Source organism: Variovorax endophyticus (assembly GCF_025376855.1).
In the GTDB taxonomy this organism is placed as follows: Bacteria; Pseudomonadota; Gammaproteobacteria; order Burkholderiales; family Burkholderiaceae_C; genus Variovorax.
The window spans coordinates 91,042-115,079 of the sequence record NZ_JAHUTH010000009.1; the positions used below are offsets into that span (position 1 = coordinate 91,042).

General features: G+C 69.7%; 24 protein-coding genes. 11 read left to right on the forward strand and 13 right to left on the reverse strand.

The genetic code is table 11. The annotated features are described in order from the left end of the window. Positions 1-11: 11 nt before the first annotated feature. Complete coding sequence (locus tag KV106_RS13865; protein ID WP_261210752.1) at positions 12-494, forward strand: GNAT family N-acetyltransferase; 483 nt, start codon at positions 12-14, stop codon at positions 492-494. 28 nt (positions 495-522) lie between these two features. Next, positions 523-924, forward strand: coding sequence for an OsmC family protein (locus KV106_RS13870; protein ID WP_057591578.1), 402 nt, complete (start codon positions 523-525; stop codon positions 922-924). Positions 925-935: 11 nt separating this feature from the next. Here the strand turns inward: KV106_RS13870 and KV106_RS13875 are convergent, their stop codons facing one another. Beyond that, a complete protein-coding gene (locus KV106_RS13875; protein WP_261210753.1) occupies positions 936-2,135 on the reverse strand; it encodes a serine hydrolase domain-containing protein in 1,200 nt (399 codons plus the stop codon). A 10-nt stretch (positions 2,136-2,145) separates the two neighbouring features. After that, entirely contained in the window at positions 2,146-2,505 is a 360-nt protein-coding gene (locus KV106_RS13880; protein ID WP_057591576.1) for a winged helix-turn-helix transcriptional regulator, read from the reverse strand. Positions 2,506-2,619: 114 nt separating this feature from the next. On the opposite strand from KV106_RS13880, the gene KV106_RS13885 reads away from it, so the two are divergent. After that, positions 2,620-3,501, forward strand: coding sequence for an NAD(P)-dependent oxidoreductase (locus KV106_RS13885; RefSeq protein ID WP_261210754.1), 882 nt, complete (start codon positions 2,620-2,622; stop codon positions 3,499-3,501). Between the two features lie 15 nt (positions 3,502-3,516). Here the strand turns inward: KV106_RS13885 and KV106_RS13890 are convergent, their stop codons facing one another. Further along, positions 3,517-4,644 carry an alpha/beta fold hydrolase gene (locus KV106_RS13890; protein WP_261210755.1) on the reverse strand — a complete coding sequence of 376 codons (1,128 nt, stop codon included), beginning with the start codon at positions 4,642-4,644 and terminating at the stop codon, positions 3,517-3,519. 132 nt (positions 4,645-4,776) lie between these two features. Between KV106_RS13890 and KV106_RS13895 the strand changes: the two genes are divergently transcribed. The 3 genes from KV106_RS13895 (at position 4,777) to lpxO (ending at position 7,887) form a co-directional block, all read left to right on the forward strand. After that, positions 4,777-5,466: a response regulator gene (locus KV106_RS13895; protein WP_057591573.1), complete on the forward strand. Its 690-nt coding sequence runs from the start codon at positions 4,777-4,779 to the stop codon at positions 5,464-5,466. Then, positions 5,463-6,899, forward strand: a complete 1,437-nt coding sequence (locus KV106_RS13900) for a sensor histidine kinase (protein ID WP_261210756.1) — start codon at positions 5,463-5,465, stop codon at positions 6,897-6,899. Before KV106_RS13895 ends, KV106_RS13900 begins: the two co-directional genes overlap by 4 nt. Before the next feature lie 91 nt (positions 6,900-6,990). Next, on the forward strand, positions 6,991-7,887 hold the full coding sequence (gene lpxO / locus KV106_RS13905) for a lipid A hydroxylase LpxO (RefSeq protein WP_057591571.1): 897 nt from the start codon (positions 6,991-6,993) through the stop codon (positions 7,885-7,887). Positions 7,888-7,906: 19 nt separating this feature from the next. Here the strand turns inward: lpxO and KV106_RS13910 are convergent, their stop codons facing one another. After that, the gene (locus tag KV106_RS13910) at positions 7,907-8,590 is read right to left on the reverse strand and encodes a phosphatase PAP2 family protein (protein ID WP_261210757.1); all 684 of its coding nucleotides are present in this window, start codon (positions 8,588-8,590) and stop codon (positions 7,907-7,909) included. A gap of 89 nt (positions 8,591-8,679) precedes the next feature. On the opposite strand from KV106_RS13910, the gene KV106_RS13915 reads away from it, so the two are divergent. Together KV106_RS13915 and KV106_RS13920 are read left to right on the forward strand one after the other, a co-directional pair. Continuing rightward, entirely contained in the window at positions 8,680-9,363 is a 684-nt protein-coding gene (locus tag KV106_RS13915) for a response regulator (RefSeq protein WP_057591570.1), read from the forward strand. After that, a complete protein-coding gene (locus KV106_RS13920) occupies positions 9,360-10,706 on the forward strand; it encodes a sensor histidine kinase (RefSeq protein ID WP_057591602.1) in 1,347 nt (448 codons plus the stop codon). The genes KV106_RS13915 and KV106_RS13920 overlap by 4 nt, the downstream gene beginning before the upstream one ends. On the opposite strand, the gene KV106_RS13925 is transcribed toward KV106_RS13920, so the two are convergent. Then, positions 10,707-11,828: an acyltransferase family protein gene (locus KV106_RS13925; protein ID WP_261210758.1), complete on the reverse strand. Its 1,122-nt coding sequence runs from the start codon at positions 11,826-11,828 to the stop codon at positions 10,707-10,709. An 84-nt stretch (positions 11,829-11,912) separates the two neighbouring features. Between KV106_RS13925 and KV106_RS13930 the strand changes: the two genes are divergently transcribed. After that, a complete protein-coding gene (locus KV106_RS13930) occupies positions 11,913-12,149 on the forward strand; it encodes an oxidoreductase-like domain-containing protein (RefSeq protein WP_057591568.1) in 237 nt (78 codons plus the stop codon). Here KV106_RS13930 and KV106_RS13935 read toward each other — a convergent pair. Further along, entirely contained in the window at positions 12,113-12,583 is a 471-nt protein-coding gene (locus KV106_RS13935) for a helix-turn-helix domain-containing protein (protein ID WP_057591567.1), read from the reverse strand. The two genes, KV106_RS13930 and KV106_RS13935, sit on opposite strands and share 37 nt — an antisense overlap. 77 nt (positions 12,584-12,660) lie before the next feature. On the opposite strand from KV106_RS13935, the gene KV106_RS13940 reads away from it, so the two are divergent. Then, positions 12,661-13,524: a class I SAM-dependent methyltransferase gene (locus tag KV106_RS13940; protein WP_261210759.1), complete on the forward strand. Its 864-nt coding sequence runs from the start codon at positions 12,661-12,663 to the stop codon at positions 13,522-13,524. Positions 13,525-13,527: 3 nt separating this feature from the next. On the opposite strand, the gene KV106_RS13945 is transcribed toward KV106_RS13940, so the two are convergent. The 4 genes from KV106_RS13945 to KV106_RS13960 form a co-directional block, all read right to left on the reverse strand. After that, a complete protein-coding gene (locus KV106_RS13945) occupies positions 13,528-14,298 on the reverse strand; it encodes an ABC transporter permease (RefSeq protein WP_261210760.1) in 771 nt (256 codons plus the stop codon). Between the two features lie 9 nt (positions 14,299-14,307). Then, positions 14,308-15,159, reverse strand: a complete 852-nt coding sequence (locus KV106_RS13950; RefSeq protein WP_261210761.1) for an ABC transporter ATP-binding protein — start codon at positions 15,157-15,159, stop codon at positions 14,308-14,310. Beyond that, positions 15,159-16,193, reverse strand: coding sequence for an ABC transporter substrate-binding protein (locus KV106_RS13955; RefSeq protein WP_093340597.1), 1,035 nt, complete (start codon positions 16,191-16,193; stop codon positions 15,159-15,161). Before KV106_RS13955 ends, KV106_RS13950 begins: the two co-directional genes overlap by 1 nt. 211 nt (positions 16,194-16,404) lie before the next feature. Further along, positions 16,405-18,705, reverse strand: coding sequence for an NADP-dependent malic enzyme (locus KV106_RS13960; RefSeq protein ID WP_261210762.1), 2,301 nt, complete (start codon positions 18,703-18,705; stop codon positions 16,405-16,407). A gap of 256 nt (positions 18,706-18,961) precedes the next feature. Between KV106_RS13960 and KV106_RS13965 the strand changes: the two genes are divergently transcribed. Beyond that, entirely contained in the window at positions 18,962-20,299 is a 1,338-nt protein-coding gene (locus tag KV106_RS13965) for an NAD(P)/FAD-dependent oxidoreductase (RefSeq protein WP_261210763.1), read from the forward strand. 138 nt (positions 20,300-20,437) lie between these two features. On the opposite strand, the gene KV106_RS13970 is transcribed toward KV106_RS13965, so the two are convergent. From KV106_RS13970 to gcl, 3 genes are read right to left on the reverse strand one after another with little or no spacing between them, the layout of a single operon-like run. Beyond that, the gene (locus tag KV106_RS13970; protein WP_057591560.1) at positions 20,438-21,346 is read right to left on the reverse strand and encodes a 2-hydroxy-3-oxopropionate reductase; all 909 of its coding nucleotides are present in this window, start codon (positions 21,344-21,346) and stop codon (positions 20,438-20,440) included. Positions 21,347-21,381: 35 nt separating this feature from the next. Beyond that, positions 21,382-22,167 carry a hydroxypyruvate isomerase gene (hyi, locus tag KV106_RS13975; protein ID WP_057591559.1) on the reverse strand — a complete coding sequence of 262 codons (786 nt, stop codon included), beginning with the start codon at positions 22,165-22,167 and terminating at the stop codon, positions 21,382-21,384. Between the two features lie 40 nt (positions 22,168-22,207). Beyond that, complete coding sequence (gene gcl / locus KV106_RS13980) at positions 22,208-24,001, reverse strand: glyoxylate carboligase (RefSeq protein WP_057591558.1); 1,794 nt, start codon at positions 23,999-24,001, stop codon at positions 22,208-22,210. Positions 24,002-24,038: the final 37 nt, after the last annotated feature.

Sequence of the window (24,038 nt, forward strand, 5' to 3'; positions counted from 1 at the left end):
ATCGCCGGCCCATGTCCCCCGACCCGATCACCATCCGCCCCTGGCGCCTCGACGACTTCGACGCCGTCAAGGCCATCCTCGACGACACCTTCGCGAGCACCTGGCTGCCGCAGCTCACGCCCGAGGCCGCGCGCGGCTACCGCGAGAGCGGCGAGCCCGTGGGTTACATCGACGAGATGGGGCCCGAGTTCTTCGTCGCCGAGATCGGCGGCGAGGTGGTCGGCATGGTCCATTGGCAGCGCGACTTCGTGCAGGCGCTGCACGTGCCCGCGGCGCATCGGCGCAAGGGCATCGCGCGCGCGCTCATGGCCTTCGCCGAAGCGGGCATGCGCGCCGACGGCATCGAGCTCGCGCGGCTCGAGACCGACACCTTCAACACCGCGAGCCAGGGCTTCTACCTCGCGCTCGGCTATCGCGAGGCCGACCGCTATCCCGACCTCGAATGGCACAGCGGCTTCACGACCATCCTCTACGTGAAGCCGCTGCTTTCCTGAACCTCTACTCCCCCCCAAGGACACCGCCATGAGCATCTCGATCCGCCGCGACGGCACCACCGGCACGCGCCACATCCTCAAGATCCGCAACCACGAGATCGCGGTCGATGCCTCGCCCGCTGGCGGCGGCAACGACGAGGGCCCCGAGCCGCACGACCTCTACGACGCCTCGCTGGCCGCCTGCAAGGCGCTCACCGTGCTGATCTACGCGCGCCGCAAGGGCATCCCGGTCGAGGACATCGAGGTCGTGGTCGACCGCGACGACAGCGAGGAGCGCAAGGGCATCTACCGGCTCGACTCGACGTTGCGCGTGAGCGGCAACCTCACCGATGCGCAGCGCGACGAGCTGCTGCGCGTGGCGGGCAAGTGCCCGGTGCACAAGCTCATGACCGAGGTGAAGACCGAGATCCAGACGAACTGGGCGGCCTGACCCCGGGGCGGTCAGCGCAGCACGCGCCAGGCCCGCACCGCGCGCAGCAGCGACCACAGGCCGGCCTCGGCCGGCACCTTCTTCTCGTTGAAGGACACGGCGATGTAGAGGTCGTCGGCCGGCACGTAGGCGACCACGCTCGTGAAGCCCTCGATGCCGCCGCTGTGGCCCAGCATCAGGCCCGGCCCGTCGGGCACGTCGTAGAGCTGCACGCCCATGCCGTACGAGGCATTGCCGCCGCTGTAGGGGCCGAGCATCGCGGGCATGTCGCCGAACATGCGCCGCACCGTGGCCGGCGGCAGCACCCGGCCGCCGAGCAGCGCATGCCAGAAGCGCACGAGGTCGCCCGCGGTCGAGGCCAGCGCGCCCGCGGCATAGGGCGTGGCGTACTGGTCGGGTGCCTCGACCGGCCGGCCGCCCGCGTGGCCGCTGACGACGGGCAGTTCGACGCCGGGCCGGCGCATCGTGGTGTGCGTGAGCGCGAGCGGGCCGACCAGCCGCTTCGCCAGCACCTGCTCGAAGGACGCGCCCTCGAGCCGTTCGACGATGGCGCCGAGCATCGCGTAGCCGGTGTTGCTGTAGCTCCAGTTCGTGCCGGGGCAGAACTGCGGTTTCTGCGCGAGGCCCATGGCGATGATCTCCGCGGGTGGCCGGTACTTCGTGCCGAAGTCGGGCAGCGCATTGAAGCTCACGAGGCCGCTGGTGTGGCGCAGCAGGTGCTCGATGGTGACGAGCCCGGCGTTGGGCGCCTCGGGGAACCAGCGCTCGATGCTGTCGCCGAGCGCGAGCCGGCGTTCCTCCACGAGCTGCAGCACGATCGTGGCGGTCAGCGTCTTGGCGGTGCTCGCGACCTGGAAGCCCTGGTCGGGCCGGACCGGCTCGCGCGGCTCGGTGCGCGCCAGGCCGCGGGTTGCCCGCCAGCTGCCTTCGCCGGGGAGCGCGACCGCCACGCTCGCGGCCGGCACGTGCTGCAGCATTTTGTCGAGCGCATCGCCGAGGCTCTTCTGCAGGTCGGCGGGCAGCTCGCCGTCGATCGCGCGGCCGAAGTCGCGCTGCCAGATGGCGTCGGGCGCGGAGCGCTGCGGCGGGCCGGCATAGGCGGCGCGGACCGAGCAGCCCTCGTCGGCGCGCGCGCTGCCCCATGGCAGTGCCATCGCGATCATCGTGGCCAGCGCGTTGCGGCGCGCCGGGTCGTTCAGCGTCGTTGTCATCCGATCTCCATCAGCCCTGCCTGGCCGCTTCCGACTGCTTGCGCGCCGCCTCCACGCGCTTGGCGTAGCGGTCGCCCCAATCGGCGAGCGGGCCGAGCGCCGCGTTGAGCGTGGCACCCAGCTTGGTCTCCGAATACTCGACGCGCGGCGGCACCTCGTGGAACACCTCGCGCGCGACCACGCCGTCGGTCTCGAGCTCGCGCAGCTGCTGGATCAGCATCTTCTCGCTGATGCCCGGCAGCATGCGCCGCAGCTCGCCGAAGCGGCGCGGCTGCAGGTGCAGCTCCCAGAGGATCAGCGCTTTCCATTTCCCGCCGATGACTTCGAACGCGGGGCCGATGCCGCAGACGTAGGGCTTCTTCGCTGCCATGCCTTCTCCAATACTGACATTTTGGTAAGTACCGCACTTTATCGTAGGTACTTGACCATCGGGAGGTGCGATTTCTACCATGCGGCCATCGTCAATCCTTTTCGGAAACACCCCATGAGCAGCAAGCAGAAGATCACCGTCATCGGCCTCGGCGCGATGGGCGCCACCATCGCGCGCCTCTACCTCGAACAGGGCCACGAAGTCACGATATGGAACCGCAGCGCCGACAAGGCCGCGCCGCTGGTCGCCCAGGGCGCGGTGCTGGCCGACAGCGCCGCCGCCGCGGTGCGCGCGAGCCGCGTGGTGCTGATGTGCGTCTACGACTACCGCGCGGCCGACGCGATCCTCGGCGCCGAGGGCGTGGCGGCCGCGATGGACGGCCGCCTGCTGGTGCAGCTCACGACCGGCAGCCCGCGCGATGCGCGCGATGCGCAGGCCTGGGCGCAGCGCCACGGCGCCACCTTCCTCGAGGGCGCGATCCAGGCCGCGCCCGAGCAGATGGGCCAGGGCGACACGCCGATCCTGATGTCGGGCGACGAGCAGGTGTTCCGTGCCGTCGAGCCGCTGCTCGCGGTGCTCGGCGGCGGCATCGTCTACCTCGGCGAGAAGATCAGCAACGCCGCGGCCATGGACCTCGCGACGCTCTCGACCATCTACGGCACGATGCTGGGCTTCCTGCACGGCGCGCGCGTGGCCGAGTCGGAGGGCTTCGACGTGGCCGAGTTCGGACGCATCGTCGCGGGCATCATGCCGACCTTCGCGGGCTTCCTGCAGCACGAGGGCGCGGTCATCCAGTCGGGCGACTTCAAGATCTCGCAGAGCCCGATGCGGATCTCGGTCGAGGCCACGCAGCGCATCCTTCAGACGGCGCGCGAGAGCGGCATCAACAGCGAGTTCCCGGCCTTCGCGGCCGGCCTGTTCCAGCGCGCCGATGCCGCGGGGCTCGGCGGCGAGGAACTGGCGGCGCTGATCAAGCTGCTGCGCGCGCCGAATTGACGCCACCGGCCGGCCTCAGGCCCAGCGCATCGCCTCGATGGCGCGCACCAGCTCGGACTCGCGCTCGATGAAGAAGTCGCCGTGGCAGGCGTCCTCGAGCACGAGCTGGTGGCGGGTCTTCAGCGCCGCCATCAGGCGGGCCGCGTCGTCGACGCGCACGTAGCGGATCGCGCGCAGGTAGGCGGCCGCGTCCTTTTGCGTGGCATCGTCCAGCGTCTCGGGCAGCGCGGGGAAGATGTCGCGGATGTCCCCGGGCATCGCGGTCACGACGAGAGCGGGCGCTCGCACCGGCGTGTAGTCGGGCGAGAAGGAATGGCTGGCGGTGTCCATCGCGTCGGCCACGGCGGCGGGCGTGTTGAGGCGCACGCTGCCGTCGGGCCGTGGGTCGAGCTGGTCGCGCAGGTTGGCCTCCAGCGGCGCCGACCAGTGGCGCACCGTGCGCCGCGCATAGGCGATCGCCGCCTCCATCGAGGCGCCGTCCTGCTCGTTCGGTACTGGTTCGCGAAACAGCCGGTTGTCTGGCACGGGCAGGCCGCCGGTGCCGGGGTTGCGCGTGGGGTCGAAGGTGGCATCGAGGTAGACCAGCCCGCGCACGCGCTGCGGATGCCGGCCCGCGAAGCGCGTGAGTTCGTTGCCCGCGATCGAATGGCCCGCGAGCACCACGCGGTCGAGCCCGAGGCCGTCGAGCAGCGCATGCAGGTCGGCCACCAGCGTGTCGACCTCGTAGTGCTCGGTGGCGGTGCGCACCGGCAGCGGCTTGTCCGACTGGCCGTAGCCGCGGCGGCTCACCGCGATCACGCGCGAACGCGGCGCGAGCGCATGGGCCAGGCCGTCGAAGACGTAGGCATTGGCGCCCAGCCCCGGCAGCAGCACGATGGCCGGGCCGCGGCAGTTGTCGCATTGCCAGTCGCGCACATGCAGCGAGACATCGTGCGCCACCTTCACGCGCCGGTCGGTCACCGACACCACGATCGGGCCGGCGGGCGCACTGGCCTGCGGGGCGACCGGATGGCTGCTGCCGCCGCAGCCGCCGAGGGTGACGAGGCCGCCGAGGCCCGAGAGCGAGACGGCCGAGGGCCAGGCCAGCGCGGCGCGCAGGAAGGCGCGCCGCGGCGGAAAGAAGAGGGGGTGGAACCGGGGCATGGCGCGCAGTGTGGGCAACCGACCTGAAGCGCGGCTGTGGCCTTCATGAAGGAATCCTGAAGTCTTCGAAGGCCGCTTGGCAGATACTTCCGGCTCCCCAGGTGCCGGGCGGCGCACCGCACGGAGACTGTCATGAATCTTTTGCTCGTGGAGGACGACCTCGAACTCGGCAACGGCGTGCGCATCGCGCTCGCCAACCAGGGCATGGACGTGGTCTGGGTGCGCCGTCTCGACGATGCCATCCGTACCCTCGACAGCGGTGCCTTCGACATGGTGCTGCTCGACCTCGGCCTGCCCGACGGCGACGGCATCGAGCTGCTGCTGCGCCTGCGCCGCGAGCGCCAGATCCTGCCGGTGCTCGTGCTCAGCGCGCGCGACGCGCTCAACGACCGGCTGCGCAGCCTCGACGACGGCGCCGACGACTACCTGGTCAAGCCCTTCGCGCTGGCCGAGCTGCTGTCGCGCGTGCGCGCGCTCGCGCGCCGCAGCTACGGCTTCGACGACGAGACCATCCGCATGCGCGGCCTGGCGCTGCACGAGCCCACGCGCGGCGTGCTGGTCGACGGCCAGCAGGTGGAGCTCTCGCGCTGCGAGTTCGACCTGCTCGCGCTGCTGCTCAAGCGCACCGGTCGCGTGGTCACGCGCCGCGTGATGGAGGAACAGGTGCTGCCGGGCGGCCCGGGCATCGGCAGCAATTCGCTCGAGGTGCACATCTCGAACCTGCGCCGCAAGATCGGCCAGGGCTACATCCGCACCGTGCGCGGCATCGGCTACGTGGTCGACGCCCAGTCGCTGGCGCGCGCCGGCAGCCCGCGCGCATGATCCGTGGCGCGCTGCGCTTCATCGGGCGGGTGATCCAGCCCTCGCTGATGCGCCGGCTGGTGCTGGCGCAGATGGCGGTGGTGGCGGCGCTGTGGACCTTGATCGTCGGGCTGCTGTTCTACGACTCCTACAAGGACCCGGAGCTGCTGCGCTTCGGCAAGATCTACGAGAGCGTGGCGGCGATCGCCATCAACCTGGCCGACGACCCGAAGCGCCAGTACGACACCCTGCATGCCTTCGACCTCGCGCTGATGGAGACCGCGAGCGACGGCAACGCCGAATCCGACACCTCGCCGATGCTGCAGGTGTGGCAGCGCGGCAAGCTGATCTACCGCACCACCGACAGCGTGCCCGAGATCGTCAACAGCGCGCCCGACGTCATCGAGACGGTGCACGCGGGCGGGCGCGAATGGCGCGCGCGCACGCTGCATTCGCCGCAGCTCGACACCCGCGTGATGATCGCCGAGCCCGGCATCTGGCGGCTGGTGGTCAACATCACCTACCGCGGCTATTACCTGCTGCCGCTGCTGGTGAGCCTGCCCTTCCTGGTGGTGCCGGCCTGGCTCACGGTGCGGCTCGCGCTGCGGCCCTGGCGCCGCGTGAGCCGCGAGACCTCCGAGCGCGGGCCGGCCGACCTCACGCCGCTGTCGTACCGGCCGCCGCACCGCGAGCTGCAGCCGCTGGTGCAGAGCATCAACACGCTGCTGCAGCGGGTGCGCGACAGCACCACGCGCGAGCGCAGCCTGATCGCCGACGCGGCCCACGAGCTGCGCACGCCGCTGGCCGCGATGCGTGTGAACGTGGAGGCGCTGAAGGCGCAGAGCATCGATTCGGGGCAGCGCGAGCTGATGGCCAACCTGCTGCGCAGCAACGACCGCGCGACCCGGCTGGTGGGCCAGCTGCTGCAGCTCATGCGCAGCGACGCGGTGTCCGATGCCGCGTTGCCGGTGGCGCTGTCGCTCGACGCGCTGGTGCAGGACCGGCTCGCGATGATCGAGGCCGTGGCGCATGCGCGCGGCGTCGAGCTCGAACTGGCCTGCGAGGGCGAGGTGCCGGTGCTCGGCGAGCGCGAGAGCCTGGTGTCGATGGTCGACAACCTGGTGGACAACGCCATCAAGTACAGCCCGCGCCGCACGATCGTCAAGGTGCAGGTGGCGCGCGAGCAGGACCAGGCGGTGCTGCGCGTGGCCGACCAGGGACCGGGCATTCCGCCGGGCCTGCGCGAGCGGGTGTTCGACCGCTTCTTCCGCAGCCCGGGCCAGGCCCAGAGCGGCAGCGGGCTGGGCCTCGCGATCGTCAAGTCGGTGGTCGACAAGCATGGCGGCAGCGTGGTGCTGGAGACCGGCGCCGGCGGCCGCGGGCTGCTGGCGGTGGTGCGGCTGCCGCTGGCGGTCGACGGGCAGGCGCAGCCGATGCTCGAGGGGCGCGGCTGAGGGCACCAAGACCCCGCTCAGCCCCGCCGAAGTGTGAAGATTTAAAATGCCGGGTGCTCTCCGGCACCCCTCCCGAACAGGACACTCCCCCATGAAGTGGGTCATTCTCGCCATCTTCGCGCTCAGCGCGCTCTACGTGCACTTCCGTGGCCAGGTGCGCCACCGATTCTTCCGCCAGCTGTCGGACCATTCGACCTTCCTCGCGCCGCTCAACGTGTTCATGTACATGTTCTCGAAGGTGCCGAGCACGCCCTACCTGTCGCCCAAGGAATTCCCCGAGATGCGCGTGCTCGAGGAGAACTGGGAGGTCATCCGCGAGGAGGCGCTCGCGATGCGCAACGGCGGCAGCATCAAGGCCTCGAGCCAGTTCAACGACGTGGGCTTCAACTCCTTCTTCAAGAGCGGCTGGAAGCGCTTCTACCTCAAGTGGTACGACGAGGCCCATCCCTCGGCCGCGGTGCTGTGCCCGCGCACGACCGAGCTGCTGCGCGGCATCGGCACCATCAAGGCCGCGATGTTCGCCGAGCTGCCGCCCGGCAGCCGGCTGGTGCGCCACCGCGACCCCTTCGCGGGTTCGCTGCGCTATCACCTGGGCCTGTGGACGCCGGGCGTGGAGGGCTGCTACATCGACGTCGACGGCCAGCGCTACCACTGGCGCGACGGCGAATCGGTGGTATTCGACGAGACCTACATCCACTATGCCGAGAACACCACCGACCACGACCGCGTGATCCTGTTCTGCGACATCGAGCGTCCGCTCAAGTACCGCTGGGCCAGCGCCGTCAACCGCTGGTTCGCGAAAAACCTGCTGGCCGCGGCCAGCTCGCCCAACGATGCCGGCGACAAGACCGGCGGCATCAACCGCGCCTTCAAGTACATCTACCAGATCCGCGTGATCGGCAAGCGCCTGAAGGCCTGGGACAAGCGCGTGTACTACCTCGTGAAGTGGGCGATCTTCGGCGGCCTCGCGCTCTGGATCTTCTGGTAGTGAAGGGCCGGGCGCCGCCTCAGGCGCCCACCAGGATCAGCCGGCGCCGCGCCGGGCCGGTGATCCAGCTCATGAAGCCCGCCAGCGCCGTGCCGCCGAGCACGTCGAGCAGCACGTGCTGGCGCGTGGCCAGCGTCGAATAGACGATCCCCGCGGCCCACAGCCAGTTGAGCGCCAGCACCCAGCCGGGCGCGTCCACGCTGCGCAGCTGGCGCGTCATCAGCACGGCCGTGAACACCGCGAACGACACGTGCAGCGAGGGAAAGGCATTGCCGCCCGCGTCGGTGCTCTTGAGGAACTGCAGCGAGGGGTACTGCGCCCAGTCGACCGGGAAGGCCGGCACGGTGGTCGGAAAGAGCCAGAACACCACGAGCCCGATGGCCGCCATCAGCGCCGCCGCCTGCGCATGCAGCAGCAGCTCGGCGCGGTCCTTCGCGAAGGCCGGCGCGAGGCCGACGTAGAGCCACAGCGAGCCGTAGAGCGGCAGCGCGTCCTCGCTCAGCGGCACCCAGTGGTCGATGGCCGTGAGCGGCATCGTGAGCGGCAGGCCGAGCGGGTGGTGCATGACCCAGAAATACAGCACGAAGAAGCCGGAGATGCCGAGCGTGGTGCCGAGCATCTTGGTGACCCAGAGCGTGGCGATGCGCCGCAGCAGCGCCGCGTGCCATGGCGTGCCGGCGAGGCGGGACGAGAGGGGTGTCACCTGGGCTCCCTGGATGGATGAACCGGCCAGGGTAGGCGAGGGCATTGCGTGAACATTACGGGGGCCGCCCTCTAGAATTCCCGCCCGATATGAGAATCCTGCTGGTCGAAGACGAAGCCGAACTCGCGCAGGCGCTGGCGGCGGCCCTGCGCCAGAACCAGGCGGTGGTCGACGTGGCCGGCTCGCTGCGCGAGGCGCAGGACGCGGTGCTCGCGGGCCAGCATGAGGTGATCGTGCTCGATCGCGGCCTGCCCGACGGCGACGGCCTGAGCCTGATCGAGTTCCTGCGCGCCAGCGGGATCGCGGCCGCGGTGCTGGTGCTCACCGCGATGGCCGACATCTCCGAGCGCGTGCTGAGCCTCGACGGCGGCGCCGACGACTACCTCGCCAAGCCCTTCTCGATGGACGAGCTGATGGCGCGCGTGCGCGCGCTCGCGCGCCGTCCCGCGCTGCGCGCGAACCCCGTCACCGCGCTGGCGCGGCTGCGCTTCGACCACCTGCAGCGGCAGGCGCATGTCGATGCGCAGAGCCTGCTGCTCACGCGGCGCGAGCTGCTGGTGCTCGAGGCCCTGCTCGAGCAGCGCGGGCGCACCGTGCTGCGCGAGTCGCTGCACGACCGCGTCTACGGGCAGGAGGGCGACATCCATTCGAACGCGCTCGACACCCATGTCTCGCGCCTGCGCTCCAAGCTCGACAAGTCGGGCGCCCAGGTCGAGATCCACGCCATCCGCGGCGTGGGCTACCTGCTGTGCGCGGCGCCGGGCGCCGCATGAAGCTGCTGTCGCTGCGCTGGCAGCTGATCTGGAGCCTGATCCTGCTGCAGGTGGTGGTGGGGCTGCTGGTGATGGGCGGCTTCATCGGCCTGGCCTGGGTGCTGGGGCGGGTGGTCGACGAGACCGGCGAGGAGACGGTGCGCGTGATCCGCGATGCGGTCGTGCGCGCGGACGACGGCGTGCTCGCGCTCGCGCCCACGCCCGAGTTCGAACAGCTGCGCGGCAACGCCGGCGCGGGCCTGTGGTTCATCGTGCGCGATGCGCAGGGCCACCAGCTCGTGCAGGGCGAGGTGCCCGAGCGCTACCTCGGCCTGGCCGGACGCTTCGACGGCATCGACCGCGTGTGGATCGACCTCGCCACGAGCAACGGCCAGCCGAAGGCGCGCTTCGAGCGCGTCGAGACGCGCGCCGGCCCGGTCGCGATGATGGTTCAGACCGGCAGCCCGCTGTCGATGAAGAGCACGCTGCGCGGCACCGGCGTGGCCTTCCTGTTCCTGGTGGCGCCGATGGCGCTGGTCACCTGTCTCGGCGTGATCCTCGCGACGCCCTTCGTGGTCAAGCGCGGCCTCAAGGGGCTGATCGCCACCGCCGCGCATGCCGAGAGCATCGACGTGCACGAGCGCACCACGCGGCTGCCGCTCGATGGCGTGGCGAGCGAGATCCGCCCGCTGGTGAATGCCGTCAACCGCGCCTTCGACCGGCTCAACGAAGGCTACGATCGGCAGGAGCGCTTCCTGGCCGACGCGGCGCACGAGCTGCGCACGCCGATCACCATCCTGCAGATCCGCCTCGAGGGGCTGCCCAACGATCCGCTCAAGGTCAAGCTGATGCAGGCCTCGGCGCGCCTGGCCACGCTGGCCGAGCAACTGCTCGACCTGCAGCGGCTCGACGGCGTGGTGGTGCAGGCGCAGCAGGTGGACCTGAAGGCGCTGTGCGAGCGCGTGGCGGCCGACCTCGCGCCGCTCGCGATCATGAACCGCTGCACCCTGTCGGTCGATGCGCCGCAGGCGATCGTGGTCGGCGGCGATGCGCCCTCGCTCGAGCGCGCGCTGACCAACCTGATCCAGAACGCGATCGAACATGGCGGGCAGGGCTGCGACATCCAGGTGCGGCTGTGCGAGCCCTTCTGCATCGAGGTACTCGACTCGGGCCCTGGCATCCCCGAGTCGGAGCGCGAGCGCGTGGTCGAGCCCTTCCACCGGCTGGTGCCGCGCGGGCGCGGCGCCGGGCTCGGGCTGCACCTCGTGGCCGAGGTGGCGCATCTGCACCGCGGGCGGCTCACCATCGGCAGCAACGACACGGGCGGCGCGCGGATGCGGCTGGAGCTGAACCTCGGGACCTGATCAGGCCTGGCGCAGCCAGCGGTTGCAGGGCTCGGAGAAGCCTCGTGCCACCACCTGCCCCAGCAGCCCCGACACGGCCAGCAGCGCGAGGTAGCCGAGCGGAATCCACATCGCCGGCAGGCCCGATTGCTGGAACCACCAGGCACCGGGAATCACCACGAACATGTGGCTCAGGTAGACCTCGTAGCTGTATCGCCCGAACCAGCGCAGCGGCGCCGCGGCCGCGCCCGCGCACCAGCGCCAGGGTCGCCAGTGCGCCGCCACCAGCAGCAGCGCGAGGCCCAGCTCGAGCAGCGTGACCTGCAGGCCGAAGCGCGTGAGGCCGAGCTGGAACACCTCGCGCCGGAAGCAGAACACGCCCGCCACCAGCAGCGCGCCCGCGGCCAGCAGCAGCCGATGCACCGTGGCCGAGGGCGCGCGCGGCACGCGGTGCGCGAGCAGCGCCGCGAGGCAGCCGAAGGCGATGCCGTCCATGCCCGAGAGGTAGGCGTGGTCCTGCCACAGTTCGTTGTCGCTCCACACGCTGCGCGCCAGCGGACCGAGCGCGATCGGCACCAGCATCAGCAGCGCGAAGCGGCGTTCGCCGCGCGCGAGCAGGCACAGCCACGGAAAGCCCAGGTAGAAGGCCTCCTCGACCGAGAGCGACCACAGCACGCCCCAGGGGCCGGGCAGGTAGCCGACCTGCGCCTCGAGCCAGTTGAGGTGCAGGCCCAGCGCCGCGAGCAGCGCACGCGGCAGCGAGACCCTGGTCGTGTCGAGCGCGAACCAGGCGCTGCCCGCGAGATGCAGCACGCTCAGTACCGCGAGCAGCAGCACGAGGCTCGGCAGGATGCGCGCCGCGCGCAGGCGGTAGAAGGCGCCTGGCGACACGCGCGACAGCGTGCCCCAGCGGCGCAGCGAGGCGCTCGCGATCAGGTAGCCCGACACCACGAAGAACGCGATCACCGCGTAGTAGCCGCTCCGGAACAGGAGGCCCTGCAGGCGCGGCCCGAGCGCCTGCGCGAGCTCGGGCGGACCGAAGGGCAGGCGCAGGTTCGCATGCAGCAGGATCACGAAGACCACCAGCAGGCCGCGCAGCAGGTCGACATGCGGCAGGCGGGGCAGGGCATCGGAGCGGACCATCGCGGCGATTCTGCGGACGAACGCCCGCGCGGCCTGAAGGGCTGCTGAAGCACCGACAATCGCGCCTCGACCGTCCCGCACCGCATGCCCGATTCGCCTTTCGCCGACCCGGCCCTTCTCGCCACGCCGACCGACCTCGCCAGTGCCCAGGCCCTGATCGCGCGCATCGCGCCGCTGCTCGCGGCGCGCGGCCTGGCGATGCGCGCGCCGCCGCCCGAGCCCACCACCTGCTGCGGGCGCGGCTGCAACGGCTGCGTCTGGGAAGGCTGGCTCGCGGCGGTCGCCTACTGGCGCGACGAGGCCTCCTTGCTGCTCGATTGAGCGGCGCGCTTGCGCGGCGCCTTGCGATCGGGTGCCGCGATGGCGCCCGTGCCCGCGGCGCGCAGGATGCGCCTGAAGGTCGGGCATTCCATGTGGCTGGGCGCGCGGCACACGGCCGCGTGCCGCAGGCCGTCGCGCATCGCGGCGAGCTGGCGGATGGTGCGGTCGAGCTCGTCGGCCTTGGTCTCGAGCATGCCGCGATCGATGCGCGGCTGGCCGTCGGGCGCGAACATGCGCGCGATCTCGTCGAGCGAGAAGCCGGCGGCGCGGCCCAGCGAGATCAGCGCCAGCTTCTCGAGCACGCCGGGATCGAACAGCCGGCGCAGCCCCTGCCGGCCCGTCGAGGCGATCAGCCCCTTCTCGTCGTAGAAGCGCAGCGTGGAAGCGGGCACGCCCGATTGCCTCGCCACCTGCGCGATATCCAGTGGTGCCATCCTCTTGACCTCAAGTCGACTTGAACTTGCATAGTGCGTTCTCCGCCTTCCGAAGGCAAGCCAGAAAGGAAAGAAAGATGCACGACACGCAAGAGTCCGACAGCGAGCAGTCGCGGCTGTGGAACGGCCCGGCGGGCCGCGCCTGGGTCGACCGGCAGCCGCTGCTAGACCGCCTGTTCGCACCGCTCGGCACGCTGCTGATCGAGTCCCTGGCCGGGCATTCGCTCGGTCGCGTGCTCGACGTGGGCTGCGGCACCGGTGCCGTCACGCTCGCGCTCGCGAGCCCGTCGGGCGATGCTGGCGAATGCGTCGGCATCGACATCTCGGCGCCGATGATCGAGGCCGCCCGCGCACGCGCCGAGCGCGAGGGTTCGCGGGCGCGCTTCGTGTGCGCCGATGCCCAGGCCCATGCCTTCGCGCCGGCCGGGTTCGACACCCTCGTCTCGCGCCTCGGCGTGATGTTCTTCGACGACCCCGTCGCGGCCTTCGCGAACCTGCGGCGTGCCGCGCGCGACGGTGCCGCGCTGCGCTTCCTCGCCTGGCGCGCGGCCGCGGAGAACCCGTTCATGACCACGGCCGAACGCGCGGCGGCGCCGCTGTTGCCTCGACTGCCCGCGCGCCGGCCGGGCGCGCCGGGGCAGTTCGGCTTCGCGGACCGCGAGCGGGTCGAGTCCATCCTCGCGCAGGCCGGCTGGGGCGCCATCGCGATCCGTCCCGTCGATCTGGCTTGCAGCCTGCCCGCGCGGGAGCTCGTGCCCTACCTGAGTCGCCTCGGCCCGGTCGGCCTCGCGCTCGAGCAGGCCGATGCGGCAACGCGCGATCGCGTCATCGAGACGGTGCGTGCCGCCTTCGAACCCTTCGTGCAGGGCGACGAAGTGCGCTTCACCGCCGCCTGCTGGCTGGCCGGCGCGCAGGCCGCGAGCGCGGCCCGGCCGGCATGACGCTCACTGGTTCTGCGACCCGCGGTGCGCCCAGCCCGTGGTGTGCTTCTCGATCACGCTGAAGAGTTCGTACATCAGCATCGCCATCGCGCCCACCACCATCAGCCCGGCGAAGGCCAGGCCCATCTGCATCGACGAGCCGGCCGAGATCAGCAGGTAGCCGATGCCCTCGTTGGCGGCGGTCATCTCGCTGACCGTGGTGCCCACGAAGGCCAGCGTGATCGCGACCTTGAGTGAGCCGAAGAAGTAGGGCATGGAGCGCGGCAGGCCGATCTTCATGAGCACGTCCCAGCGCTTGGCGCCGAGCACGCGCAGCACGTCCTCGAGCTCGGGCTCGAGCGTGGCGAGGCCGGTCGCGATGTTGACCATGATCGGGAAGAAGCTGATCAGGAAGGCCGTGAGGATCGCGGGCCCGATGCCGATGCCGAACCACACGACCAGGATCGGCACGAAGGCCGCCTTGGGCAGCGCGTTGAAGGCCGTCATCAGCGGATAGATGGCCGCATAGGCCAGGCGCGAGCTGCCGATCACGAAGCCGAGCAGCACGCCCACCACGATCGCGAGGCCGAAGCCCGCCATCGTGACCCAGAAGGTGCGCCAGGCATGGCCCGCGATGATCTCCTTGAACTCCCAGAACTGGTTCCAGATGCGCAGCGGGCTCGGGAAGATGAAGTCCGAGACGCCGAAGCCCGCGCAGATCACCTGCCACAGCAGGATCACGGCCACGAGCAGCAGCCAGGGCGACCAGCGTTCGAGTTGCTTGTTGTTCTTCATGGCCGCTCCTCAGTGGGCCACCGCGGCGGCACCGCTGGCGCCGGCGGCATTGCCGCGGATCGCGCCGATGTGGCTGCGCAGCTCGAGCACGATGTCGGTGAACTCCTTGGTGTAGGTGAGCTCGAGCTCGCGCGGGCGCGGCAGCTCGATCTCGCGCTTCACCACGAAGCGGCCCGGGCTCTTGCTCATCACGTAGACCGTGTCGGCCAGGAACACCGATTCGCGCAGGTCGTGCGTGACCAGGATCACGTTGAAGCGCTGCTCGGTCCAGAGGTCGCGCAGGATGCACCAGAGCTCCTCGCGCGTGAAGGCGTCGAGCGCGCCGAAGGGCTCGTCGAGCAGCAGCATCTTGGGCTCGTGGATCAGCGCGCGGCAGATGCTCGCGCGCTGCTGCATGCCGCCCGAGAGCTGCCACGGGAACTTGTCCTCGTAGCCGCCCAGGCCCACCTTCTGCAGCAGGCGGCGCGCGCGGTCCTCGTACTCCTTGCGCTTGGCCTTGAAGTTCGAGCGGTAGGGCTCGACGATCTCCAGCGGCAGCAGCACGTTGTCGACCGTGGTGCGCCAGGGCAGCAGCGAGGGCGCCTGGAAGGCCATGCCCGAGATCTTGAGCGGCCCGGTCACCGGCTCGCCGTCGATGCGGATGCGGCCCATCGACGGCATCTTGAGCCCGGTCGTGAGCTTCATGAAGGTCGACTTGCCGCAGCCCGAGGGGCCGACGATGGCGATGAACTCGCCGCGCCTGACCTTCAGGTCGATGGCCTCGACCGCGAAGTGGTTGGCGCGCAGCAGCTCCTCGTTGTAGGCGAGCCAGACGTCCTGGAAGTCGACGAAGGGGGCGGCCTCGTTCGCGGCGTCCGCCATCACTTGCGCAGGATTCCGCTGAGTTCGGCGGCCGGCGGCAGCAGCGCGGCGGACCACACGGCCTCGGGGCTCACGCGGGTCTTGGTGTTGAAGGCATCCGACACCTGCGAGGCCATCAGCGACAGGCGGCCCGCGTTGACCGCGCCGAAGCCGTCGGCGCGCGCGTCGGCGCTGTTGATCACGGTGTCGATCGCGAGCTGCAGGCGGCGCGTCTCGAGCTTGCTGTCGACGATGCCGTCGCGCGCCTTCACCGACTCGATGCCCTGCGCGGGATTGGCGATCACTTCCTTGGCGCCCTTGGCGAAGGCCGAGAGGAATTTCTTCACCGCCTCGGGGTTCTCCTTGATCAGCTTGGGCGAGGCAATGATGACGTTGCCGTAGAGCTTCACGCCGTAGTCGGGGTAGGGCAGGATCACCACGTCGGCCGTCTTGGCGCCGCGCGCCTCGAGGTTGAGCAGCGAGGTGAAGGTGAAGCCGGTGATGGCGTCGATGTCGCCGCGCATCAGCATGGTCTCGCGCAGGGTCGGGTCCATCGCGGTCCAGTTGACCGTGCCGATGTTGTTGGCCTTGGCGAAGATCGGGAACGCGCGGCGGCCCGCGTCGAACACCGGCGCGCCGAGCTTCTTGCCCGTGAGGTCGGCGGGCTTGGTGATGCCGCTCTTCTTGAGCGTCATGACCGAGGCCGGCGTGTTGTTGTAGACCATCATCACCGCGACCGGCTTGTTCGGGCTGTCGGGGTTGTTGGCGTGGAATTCCATCAGCGCCGCGAGGTCGGCGAAGCCCATGTCGTAGGCGCCCGAGGCCACGCGCGTGACCGTGCCGCCCGAGCCGTTGCCCGCGTCGATGGTCACGTCGAGGCCGGCGGCCTTGAAGTAGCCCTTGGCGGCCGGATGCAGGAACAGCGCGGCCGGTCCCTCGAAGCGCCAGTCGAGCTGGAACTTGATCGGCGTCGTGGCCTGGGCGAAGGCCGAGGGCAGGCCGAAGCTCAGGGCCGAGGCGGCGAGGAAGGACTGGAGCAGATGGCGCTTGTTCATGCGGGCTTGGTTCCGTGAAGGTGAAATGCTTCCGGATTCAAGCAAAAACGGTGCCCGCACGTGATTGGTGCGAACCCTTCCCGCGTCTCGATGCGGTGCGTCGCTGGGGAAAACCGCACCGCGAGGGTGAGAAACCTTCGATTCTCAGGGGACGTTCGCACCGAAGCTGAGCCTGGGGGCGCGATCGCGGCCCCAGGCTCGGCCTTCCTGCTTACTTGTCGACCGTGACCTTCGCCACCGCCAGCGCCGTCATGTTGATGATGCGGCGCACCGTCGACGAGGGCGTGAGCACGTGCGCCGAGCTCGCGGCGCCCAGCAGCACCGGGCCCACCGTGATGCCGTTGGCGCCGGTCATCTTCAGCACGTTGTAGAGGATGTGGGCCGAGTCGAGGTTCGGGCACACCAGCAGGTTGGCCTCGCCCGAGAGCGTGCTGTCGGGCAGCGCGGTGCGGCGGATCTCCTCCGAGAGCGCCGCGTCGCCGTGCATCTCGCCGTCGCATTCGATGTCGGGCGCCATCTGGGCGAACAGGTCGCGCGCCAGCCGCATCTTGCGCGCCGAGCCGCGCGAGGAACTGCCGTAGTTCGAGTGCGAGAGGAAGGCCACCTTCGGCGGCAGGCCGAAGCGGTGAATCTCCTCGGCCGCCATCAGCGCGATGCTGGCGAGCATCTCGGCGCTCGGGTCCTCGTTCACGTTGGTGTCGGTGATGAAGATGGTGCGCTTGTCGAGCGTGAGCGCGTTCAGGGTCGCGAAGCCGGGCGCGCCGCGCTTCAGGCCGATCAGGTCGCGGATGTGCTCGAGGTGGGCGTCGAAGCGACCGACCATGCCGCAGATCATCGCGTCGGCGTCGCCGAGGTGGATCATCAGCGCGGCGATCACGGTGTTCGAACGGCGCACCGCGGCCTTGGCGGCCTCGGGCGTCATGCCGCGGCGGCCCATGAGCTTGTGGTAGCTCTCCCAGTAGGTGCGGAAGCGCGGATCGTCCTCGGGGTCGACCACCTCGAAGTCGGTGCCCAGGCGGATGTGCAGCCCGGCCTTCTTGATGCGGGCCTCGATCACGGCGGGGCGACCCACCAGGATCGGCCGCGCGATGCCTTCGTCGACCGCGTACTGGGCCGCGCGCAGCACGCGCTCGTCCTCGCCCTCGGCGTAGGCCACGCGCTTGGCGGTGGCCAGCTTGGCGGCGGTGAACACCGGGCGCATGAACATGCCGGTCTGGTAGACGAAGCGCGTGAGGTGCTGGCGGTAGGCCTCCATGTCCTCGATCGGGCGCGTGGCCACGCCCGAGGCCTGCGCGGCCTTGGCGACGGCCGGCGCGATGCGCAGGATCAGGCGCGAATCGAAGGGCTTGGGAATGATGTAGTCGGGGCCGAAGGCGAGCTCCTGGCCCGCGTAGGCGGTGGCCACTTCCTCGCTGATGTCGGCCTTGGTCAGGTCGGCGATCTCGCGCACGCAGGCCAGCTTCATCTCTTCCGTGATCTTGCTCGCGCCGCAGTCGAGCGCGCCGCGGAAGATGTACGGGAAGCACAGCACGTTGTTGACCTGGTTCGGATAGTCCGAGCGGCCGGTGGCGATGATGCAGTCGGGCCGCACGGCCTTGGCGAGCTCGGGGCGGATCTCGGGCTCGGGATTGGCCAACGCCAGGATGATCGGCTGGCGCGCCATGGTCTTGACCATGTCGGCGGTCATCACGCCGGGGGCCGAACAGCCGAGGAACACGTCGGCGTCCTTCACCACGTCGGCCAGCGTGCGCGCGCCGGTGTCGGGCTGCGCGTAGCGCGCCTTCGATTCGTCGAAGCCGCCCGCGCGGCCGGTGTAGATCAGGCCCTTGGAGTCGCAGGCGTGGATGTTGGCGGGTTTCACGCCCAGGCCCACCATCACGTCGAGGCAGGCGATGGCGGCGGCGCCCGCGCCCGAGACGGCGATCTTCACGTCCTCGATCTTCTTGTCGACCAGTTCCAGGCCGTTGATCAGCGCGGCGGCCGAGATGATGGCCGTGCCGTGCTGGTCGTCGTGGAACACCGGGATGTTCATGCGCTCGCGCAGCTTCTTCTCGATGTAGAAGCACTCGGGCGCCTTGATGTCCTCGAGGTTGATGCCGCCCAGCGTGGGCTCGAGCGCCGCGATGATCTCGACCAGCTTGTCGGGATCGGTCTCGGCCAGTTCGATGTCGAACACGTCGATGCCGGCGAACTTCTTGAACAGGCAGCCCTTGCCTTCCATCACGGGCTTGGCGGCCAGCGGGCCGATGTTGCCCAGGCCCAGCACGGCCGTGCCGTTGGTGACCACGCCCACCAGGTTGCCGCGCGCGGTGTATTCGGCGGCGGTGGCCGGATCGGCCGCGATGTCGAGGCAGGGATAGGCCACGCCCGGCGAATAGGCCAGCGACAGGTCTCGCTGGTTCAGCAGGGGCTTGGTCGGGGTGATCGAGATCTTGCCCTTGACGGGCGAGCGGTGGTATTCACGGGCAGCTTCGCGCAGTGCTTCTTCTGCCGGTGACAGGGGGGCGGCCATGGAAAGTCTCCTTGTTTCTGACGGGGAACGAGGCTACCGCAAAAGCGCTACCTCTTCTTGCCAGGGCGATGCCGAAAAGGCCTGAACCCATAGCGGGCGTGGCCCCCGATGGATGCGCGGCGGCCGCGGCCGCGCGCCGGAACGGGTTCGGCGCGGCCCGGGGGGCCGCTAAACTGCGCTCCGGCCGGTTGCGGCCCTGCCGCGAGGGCGGCTTCATCCTCCACATGACAGAACGACAACAAGAGGCTTGCAGCGAATGACTTCCGGACCTTTCACCAGCACCGAACCCGACGTCGTGGTCATCGGCGGCGGGCCCTCGGGTTCCACCGTGGCCGCGCTGCTCGCGGACAAGGGCCACGACGTGGTGCTGTTCGAGAAGGCGCAGCATCCGCGCTTTCACATCGGCGAATCGCTGCTGCCCATGAACATGCCGCTGTTCGACCGGCTCGGCGTGCGCACCGAGGTCGAGGCCATCGGCATCCGCAAGCACGGCGCCGAGTTCGTCTCGCCCTGGCACGACCACAGCAGCCATTTCGACTTCGGCGAGGCGATGGACAAGAGCTTCCCGTATGCGGTGCACGTGCGCCGCTCGGAGTTCGACGAACTGCTGTTCCGCCATGCCGGCAAGCGCGGCGCGCGGACCTTCGAGGGCCAGCGCGTCACGGGCGTCGACATGGACGCCGGCAAGGGCACGCCCGACAATCGGCCGCTGGTGAAGATCAAGGCCGACGACGGCACCGAGACCGCCTGGCGCCCGCGCTTCGTGATCGATGCCAGCGGGCGCGACACCCTGCTGTCGAACCAGTTCGATGCCAAGCAGCGCAACCGCAAGCATGCGAGCGCCGCGCTCTACGGCCACTTCGCCAATGCCGAGCGCCGGCCGGGCCGCTTCGAGGGCAATATCTCGCTGTTCTGGTTCGACCACGGCTGGTTCTGGTACATCCCGCTCAAGGACGGCACCGTGAGCGTCGGCGCGGTGGCCTCGCCGGCCTACTTCAAGCGCCGCCAGGGCGCCTCGCTCGAGGACTTCCTGATGGAGACCATCGCGCTCGCGCCCAAGCTGGCCGCGCGATTGAAGAACGCCACGCTGATGGAGGGCGCCACCGCCACCGGCAACTACGCCTACGACTCCAAGTTCTGCCGCGGCGACCGCTTCATGATGGTGGGCGACGCCTATGCCTTCGTCGACCCGATGTTCTCCTCGGGCGTCTACCTCGCGATGAACAGCGGCTTCGAGGCCGCGACGGCCGCCGACCTGTGGCTGCGCGGCGAGGCCAGGGAGGCCGAGCGCGCGTTCCGCCACTACGAGAAGGTCATGAAGCGCGGTCCGAAGATGTTCTCGTGGTTCATCTACCGCATCACCTCGCCGGCGATCCGGCGCCTGTTCATGGCGCCGCGCAACGTCTGGCGCATGCAGGAGGCGCTGCTGTCCATCCTGGCCGGCGACCTGTTCCGCGACACCCCCATCGGCCCGCGCTTCTGGGGCTTCAAGGTGACCTACTACGCCTCCTGCCTCGGCATCCTGCCGCAGGCCATCAAGACCTGGGCCTGGCGGCGGCGCAACCTCAAGGAGTCGCTGGAGGCGGCGAAGTAGGGAGCGGACTTCCGGACGCAGAGGACGCGAAGGTTTCGCGAAAGACGCAAAAGAAATCTCAAAGTTGTCTTCGGTCCCTTTCGCGTTCTTCGCGAAATCTTTGCGTCCTCTGCGTCCGGCTGCCCGATTTCGACGGTTTCAGTCCGGCGCCACCGTGTGCTGCGCCAGCGCTTCCAGCGCGCGCACCAGCGCCGAATGGTCCTGCTGCCCGTGGCCCAGTGCCGCGCAGGCGTTCATCAGTTGCGCCGCGCCGGCCGTCTGCGGCAGCGCCACGCCCAGCGAACGCGCGCTCTGCAGCGCGAGGTTCAGGTCCTTCTGGTGCAGCGAGATGCGGAAACCCGGCGCGAAGGTGCGCTTGATCATGCGTTCGCCATGCACCTCGAGGATGCGCGAGCTCGCGAAGCCGCCCATCAGCGCCTGGCGCACCTTGGCCGGATCGGCGCCGGCCTTGCTCGCGAACAGCAGCGCCTCGCCCACGGCCGCGATGTTCAGCGCCACGATGATCTGGTTGGCCACCTTGCAGACCTGGCCGTCGCCCACGCCGCCCACCAGCGTCACGTTCTTGCCCATCTTCTCGAGCAGCGGGCGCACGCGGCCGAAGGTGCCCTCGTCGCCGCCGCACATGATCGTGAGGCTCGCGGCCTTGGCGCCCACCTCGCCGCCCGAGACCGGCGCGTCGATGTAGCCGCAGCCCAGCGCCTCGATGCGCTGCGCGAAGCCCTTGGTGGCGATCGGGTCGATCGAGCTGCAGTCCACCACGATCTTGCCCTTGCTCAGGCCCGCGGCCACGCCGTCGCGGCCCGGTTCGCCGAACAGCACCTTCTCCACGTCGGGCGTGTCGGGCACCATCACGAACACGATGTCGGCCTGGCGTGCGACCTCGACCGGCGAGGCGCAGATGGTGGCGCGCGAGATGAAGGGCTCGGGCGTGTTGCCGTGCGTGTTCACGAACAGCTGGTGGCCGGCCTCGAGCAGGTGGCCCGCCATGGGCGCGCCCATGATGCCCAGGCCGATGAATCCGATGCGTTGCGATGCTTGTTGCGTCATGTCTGAGGTTTCCTTGAATCTTGTCGTGTCGTCGTTCACTGCGCGCGGGTCAGCGCCTCGCGCCAGCCCAGGCCTTCGACGGTGGTGGCGCGTGGCTTGTATTCGCAGCCGATGAAGCCGTCGTAGCCGAGCGCATCGATGTGCTGGAACAGCCACGGGTAGTTGATCTCGCCCGTGCCTGGCTCGCCGCGGCCCGGGTTGTCGGCCAGCTGGATGTGGCCGATGCGCGCGAAGTGCTTCGTGAGCGTGTTGCCCAGCTCGCCCTCGGTGCGCTGCGCGTGGTAGATGTCGTACTGCACGCGCAGGTTGGCCGAGCCCACTTCGTCGATCAGCGCGATCGCCTGCTCGGTGCGGTTGAGGAAGAAGCCGGGAATGTCGAAGGGGTTGATCGGCTCGATCAGCAGGCGGATGCCCGCCGCCTCGAGCTCGGAAGCGGCGAGGCGCAGGTTCTCGACCACCGTGCGGTGGGCGATGTCGTGGCTCACGCCGGCCGGCACCTTGCCGACCAGGCAGTTGACCTGCGGGCAGCCGAGGGCCGTGGCGTAGTCGATGGCCATCGCGATGCCTTCGCGGAACTCGCCGGTGCGGTCCGGATGGCAGGCGATGCCGCGCTCGCCCTTGTCCCAATCGCCGGCCGGCAGGTTGTGCAGCACCTGCACGAGACCGTTGGCGCGCAGCGCGGCAGTCAGGTCCTTCTTCTCGAAGGGATAGGGGAACAGGTACTCCACCGCCTCGAAGCCCGCCTTGGCGGCGGCCTCGAAGCGCTGCAGGAACGGCAGCTCGGTGAAGAGCATGGTGAGATTGGCTGCGAACTTGGGCATGGTGTGTGGTCCTTCGAATCGATTCGGCGATGACCCGTGCTCAGTCCAGCAGCACCGCCGCCACGGCGGTGGGCGCATCGGCCGGCGTCTCCGCGAGCGGCTCGAACTCGGTGATGTTGTCGATCTCGGTGCCCATCGCGATGTTGGTCACGCGCTCGAGCATCACCTCGATCACCACCGGCACGCCGTGCTCGGCCATCAGCGCCTCGGCGCGGCGGATCGCGGGGGCGATCTCTTCCTGGCGGTTGACGCGGATCGCCTTGCAGCCCAGGCCCTCGACCACCTTCATGTGGTCCACGCCGTAGCTGCTCTCGATGCCGGCGTCGGGGCCCGCGTTGATGTTGTCGAAGGCCAGCTGCACGCAGTAGTCCATCTCGAAGCCGCGCTGCGCCTGGCGGATCAGGCCGAGGTAGGAGTTGTTGACCACGATGTGGATGTAGGGCAGCTTGAACTGCGCGCCCACCGCGAGCTCCTCGATCATGAACTGGAAGTCGTAGTCGCCCGAGAGCGCGACGATCTTGCGCGTGGGGTCGGCCGCGCGCACGCCGAGCGCGGCGGGAATGGTCCAGCCCAGCGGGCCGGCCTGGCCGCAGTTGATCCAGTGGCGCGGGTTGTAGACGTGCAGGAACTGCGCCGCGGCGATCTGCGACAGCCCGATGGTGCTGACGTAGCAGGTGTCGTTGTCGAAGTTGTTGTTCATGCACTGGTACACGCGCTGCGGCTTCATCGGCACTTCGTCGAAGTTGGTCTTGCGCAGCATGGTCCTCTTGCGCTCGATGCAAGCGTTGGCCCACTCGCGGCGGCTCGGCAGCCGGCCCGCGGCCTTCATCTCCTCGGCCACCTGCACGAACAGCTCGAGCGCGGCCTTGGCATCGGAGACGATGCCGAAGTCGGGCGTGAACACGCGGCCGATCTGCGTGGGCTCGATGTCCACGTGCACGAACTTGCGGCCCTTGGTGTAGACGTCGACCGAGCCGGTGTGGCGGTTGGCCCAGCGGTTGCCGATGCCCAGCACGAAGTCGGAGGCCAGCATGGTGGCGTTGCCGTAGCGGTGGCTGGTCTGCAGGCCGCACATGCCGGCCATCAGCGGATGGTCGTCGGGGATCGAGCCCCAGCCCATCAGCGTGGGGATCACGGGCACGCCGGTGGCTTCGGCGAAGCGCACCAGCAGCTCGCTCGCGTCGGCGTTGATGACGCCGCCGCCGGCCACGATCAGCGGGCGCTCGGCCGCATTCAGCATCTCGATCGCGCGCTCGATCTGCGCGCGGCTCGCGGCCGGCTTGTAGGGCTTGAGCGGTTCGTAGCTGTCGATGTCGAACTCGATCTGCGCCATCTGCACGTCGAAGGGCAGGTCGATCAGCACCGGGCCCGGGCGGCCCGAGCGCATCAGGTGGAAGGCCTGCTGGAACACCTGCGGCACCTGGCCGGGTTCGCGCACCGTCACCGACCACTTGGTGACCGGCTTGGAGATCGATTCGATGTCGACCGCCTGGAAGTCTTCCTTGTAGAGGCGCGCGCGCGGTGCCTGGCCGGTGATGCACAGGATCGGGATCGAGTCGGCCCAGGCCGAGTACAGGCCCGTGATCATGTCGGTGCCCGCGGGGCCCGAGGTGCCGATGCACACGCCGATGTTGCCGGCGACGGCGCGGGTGTAGCCCTCGGCCATGTGCGAGGCGCCCTCGACGTGGCGCGCGAGGATGTGCGCGATGCTGCCGCGTTGCCGCAGCGCCGAGTACATCGGGTTGATGGCGGCACCGGGCACGCCGAAGGCCTGCGTCACGCCCTCCTTCTCCATCACCAGCACGGCGGCCTGGACCGCGGTCATCTTTGCCATTGAAAGTCTCCTTAAAAGCTTGGGTCCACTGTAGGAA

Excerpts from the sequence above, each read along its gene's own strand:
- KV106_RS13865 (WP_261210752.1), top strand. The coding sequence starts at position 12 with ATGTCCCCCGACCCGATCACCATCCGCCCCTGGCGCCTCGACGACTTC.
- KV106_RS13870 (WP_057591578.1), top strand. The coding sequence starts at position 523 with ATGAGCATCTCGATCCGCCGCGACGGCACCACCGGCACGCGCCACATC.
- KV106_RS13875 (WP_261210753.1), bottom strand. The coding sequence starts at position 2,135 with ATGACAACGACGCTGAACGACCCGGCGCGCCGCAACGCGCTGGCCACG.
- KV106_RS13880 (WP_057591576.1), bottom strand. The coding sequence starts at position 2,505 with ATGGCAGCGAAGAAGCCCTACGTCTGCGGCATCGGCCCCGCGTTCGAA.
- KV106_RS13885 (WP_261210754.1), top strand. The coding sequence starts at position 2,620 with ATGAGCAGCAAGCAGAAGATCACCGTCATCGGCCTCGGCGCGATGGGC.
- KV106_RS13890 (WP_261210755.1), bottom strand. The coding sequence starts at position 4,644 with ATGCCCCGGTTCCACCCCCTCTTCTTTCCGCCGCGGCGCGCCTTCCTG.
- KV106_RS13895 (WP_057591573.1), top strand. The coding sequence starts at position 4,777 with ATGAATCTTTTGCTCGTGGAGGACGACCTCGAACTCGGCAACGGCGTG.
- KV106_RS13900 (WP_261210756.1), top strand. The coding sequence starts at position 5,463 with ATGATCCGTGGCGCGCTGCGCTTCATCGGGCGGGTGATCCAGCCCTCG.
- lpxO (WP_057591571.1), top strand. The coding sequence starts at position 6,991 with ATGAAGTGGGTCATTCTCGCCATCTTCGCGCTCAGCGCGCTCTACGTG.
- KV106_RS13915 (WP_057591570.1), top strand. The coding sequence starts at position 8,680 with ATGAGAATCCTGCTGGTCGAAGACGAAGCCGAACTCGCGCAGGCGCTG.
- KV106_RS13920 (WP_057591602.1), top strand. The coding sequence starts at position 9,360 with ATGAAGCTGCTGTCGCTGCGCTGGCAGCTGATCTGGAGCCTGATCCTG.
- KV106_RS13925 (WP_261210758.1), bottom strand. The coding sequence starts at position 11,828 with ATGGTCCGCTCCGATGCCCTGCCCCGCCTGCCGCATGTCGACCTGCTG.
- KV106_RS13930 (WP_057591568.1), top strand. The coding sequence starts at position 11,913 with ATGCCCGATTCGCCTTTCGCCGACCCGGCCCTTCTCGCCACGCCGACC.
- KV106_RS13935 (WP_057591567.1), bottom strand. The coding sequence starts at position 12,583 with ATGGCACCACTGGATATCGCGCAGGTGGCGAGGCAATCGGGCGTGCCC.
- KV106_RS13940 (WP_261210759.1), top strand. The coding sequence starts at position 12,661 with ATGCACGACACGCAAGAGTCCGACAGCGAGCAGTCGCGGCTGTGGAAC.
- KV106_RS13945 (WP_261210760.1), bottom strand. The coding sequence starts at position 14,298 with ATGAAGAACAACAAGCAACTCGAACGCTGGTCGCCCTGGCTGCTGCTC.
- KV106_RS13950 (WP_261210761.1), bottom strand. The coding sequence starts at position 15,159 with ATGGCGGACGCCGCGAACGAGGCCGCCCCCTTCGTCGACTTCCAGGAC.
- KV106_RS13955 (WP_093340597.1), bottom strand. The coding sequence starts at position 16,193 with ATGAACAAGCGCCATCTGCTCCAGTCCTTCCTCGCCGCCTCGGCCCTG.
- KV106_RS13960 (WP_261210762.1), bottom strand. The coding sequence starts at position 18,705 with ATGGCCGCCCCCCTGTCACCGGCAGAAGAAGCACTGCGCGAAGCTGCC.
- KV106_RS13965 (WP_261210763.1), top strand. The coding sequence starts at position 18,962 with ATGACTTCCGGACCTTTCACCAGCACCGAACCCGACGTCGTGGTCATC.
- KV106_RS13970 (WP_057591560.1), bottom strand. The coding sequence starts at position 21,346 with ATGACGCAACAAGCATCGCAACGCATCGGATTCATCGGCCTGGGCATC.
- hyi (WP_057591559.1), bottom strand. The coding sequence starts at position 22,167 with ATGCCCAAGTTCGCAGCCAATCTCACCATGCTCTTCACCGAGCTGCCG.
- gcl (WP_057591558.1), bottom strand. The coding sequence starts at position 24,001 with ATGGCAAAGATGACCGCGGTCCAGGCCGCCGTGCTGGTGATGGAGAAG.